This window comes from Desulfovibrio sp. 1188_IL3213 (genome assembly GCF_036763145.1).
Classification (GTDB): domain Bacteria; phylum Desulfobacterota; class Desulfovibrionia; order Desulfovibrionales; family Desulfovibrionaceae; genus Desulfovibrio.
Genome location: NZ_JBAIYR010000412.1, coordinates 1 through 1,972, shown reverse-complemented (window position 1 = coordinate 1,972; position 1,972 = coordinate 1). Strand labels below are relative to the sequence as shown.

Here is a 1,972-nt window from a genome sequence, read left to right as displayed (position 1 = left end):
CCGGCGTGGCTCTTGGCGGCATGGACGCCCTGCTTGCAACGGTGCAGATGCCTCCCGGATTTCCTGTAGCCACGGTGGCCCTCGACAAGGCCGGGGCGCGCAATGCGGCCTGGCTTGCGGCCCAGATACTGGCCCTGACGGACGCCGAACTGAGTCGGAAGCTTTCCGCCGCCCGCGCGAAAATGCGCGAGGATGTGGAAAAGGCCGGTGACGAAATTACCCGCAAGTACGCCTGAGCCGAAGCGTTGCCGGGCAGGTGCGTCATGTGACTTCCCGCCATCTGCATAAAACTGTTTTTGCCGCAAAAAAGTCATGCCGCCGAAAAACCTTTCCGGCGGCATGACTTTTTTTGAATGCGTGCAGGCACAGCCCGCCAAGCGCGGGAATCAGGCGCGGTCCTTCAGATACGGCCCGTGAGCTTGGCTCGGGCGGGTTTTTCCCGCCGTTAGAGCAGATTAACTTTGAGAATGTACATTCTCAAAGTTTAAGTCACGCTCGCTTCGATGCTTAACCGCGCAAGTAAATTGCGCTTGCATCTTTGCGGCGGGCGACTGCTCACGTAGCCGCCAGAGCAATTTCAAAGTGAAATTGCTCTAAATCAATCGCAAGGCGGAACTGTTCCGGAGCAGTACCTGTGAGGATGCGCATTCCCAGCGTTCAAGAGCGCTCATGGCAGCACTTATCGGCGTGAACAGAGGCGTTTGCTCACGCAATAGCCAGAGGGCTTTCAACGTGAAACGGCTCTGAACAGCTCCCTGAAAAAATGGGGGTATGCCGCGCTGCGCCCGGTTCGGCGGTCGGGAATATCCGTATGCCCGCGGGGCGGCCAGCCCGGAGAACAGAAAAGGCCGCCGGGCACATGAACCGGCGGCCTTGGGATCGGGCGGGTGGGGTATCCCGCCGCAGTCTACGCATTGCCGAAATAGGGCGGGCGGCGTGTTTGCGTGTCGCCGCTGACGCGAAAAATCTGAACCGTATAGTGGCCCTTGCCGCCGCAAAGGGGGCAGGCATCGGTAACCAGCAGGCAGGATGAGTCCAGCTCCAGCGGGTCGATGCCCGCTATTCCAAGAATATCTGTGGCCTTGCCCTGTTCCCACATGACGGGTGAACCGCAGCGGCCGCATTCCACATACAGAAGTTCAGGGTCATAGCCCTTGGGCGACAAGGGGCCGCGCAAAGGTTCGGCAATGGCTTTCATGATGTTTTCGTGCATTGTTTCCTCCCTCAGCATCCGGCGCGCTGCGCTTACCTGCGTGTTTGCGGCGTCGCGCCTTTTAAGCCTTGCCTTCCATACATAAGCACCCCTGGCGGCAAGGCAAGCCCTGCGCCGTCCTGCGGGAGCGTTTTTTCCCGGCCTGCGCCGCCGCTTGCCATGCCGCACAGGGGCGCATACACTGAAACCATGTCTGAAAAAAATAGTCATATACGCCTGCTGCCGCCCGAGCTGCGCAACCAGATCGCTGCCGGCGAAGTGGTTGAACGGCCCGCCAGCGTGTTGAAAGAACTGGTGGAAAACAGCCTGGATGCCCAGGCCTGTCAGATTGATGTCTGCCTTGAAAACGGCGGGCAAAGCCGTATCAGTGTACAGGACGACGGCTGCGGCATTCCTGCGGAAGACCTTGAGCTGGCCGTCACCCGCCATGCCACCAGCAAAATAAGCTGCCTGGAAGACCTTGAGCGTATCCTCTCCTATGGCTTCCGGGGCGAGGCTTTGCCGAGCATCGCCTCGGTCTCGCGCTTTACCATAACCTCCGCCGTTCGGGACGCTGCGGGGCAGGCTGCGGCCCACCGGGTAGAGGTGGAACACGGGCTGCTCAAAAGCTCCGGCCCGGCGGCCCTGCACAGGGGAACGCTGGTGGAGGTGCGTGATCTTTTTTCCAACATACCAGCCCGGCTGAAGTTTTTAAAGACCCCTTCCACCGAGTTCCGGCGCGCCCAGGACTGGCTGGCCCGCCTTGCACTGACGCGCCCA

At 60.5% G+C, this 1,972-nt stretch carries 3 protein-coding genes; 2 read left to right on the top strand and 1 reads right to left on the bottom strand.

The window, feature by feature from the left end; translation table 11 throughout:
- Positions 1-236, top strand: a 236-nt coding sequence (locus tag V6C16_RS12055; protein WP_333543311.1) for an AIR carboxylase family protein, incomplete at its 5' end; no start/stop codon positions are given.
- 671 nt (positions 237-907) lie between these two features.
- Here V6C16_RS12055 and V6C16_RS12050 read toward each other — a convergent pair.
- Complete coding sequence (locus tag V6C16_RS12050; protein ID WP_333535271.1) at positions 908-1,213, bottom strand: hypothetical protein; 306 nt, start codon at positions 1,211-1,213, stop codon at positions 908-910.
- Positions 1,214-1,402: 189 nt separating this feature from the next.
- Here V6C16_RS12050 and mutL point away from each other — a divergent pair.
- A partial coding sequence (mutL, locus tag V6C16_RS12045) for a DNA mismatch repair endonuclease MutL (protein ID WP_333543310.1) occupies positions 1,403-1,972 on the top strand: 570 nt, incomplete at its 3' end.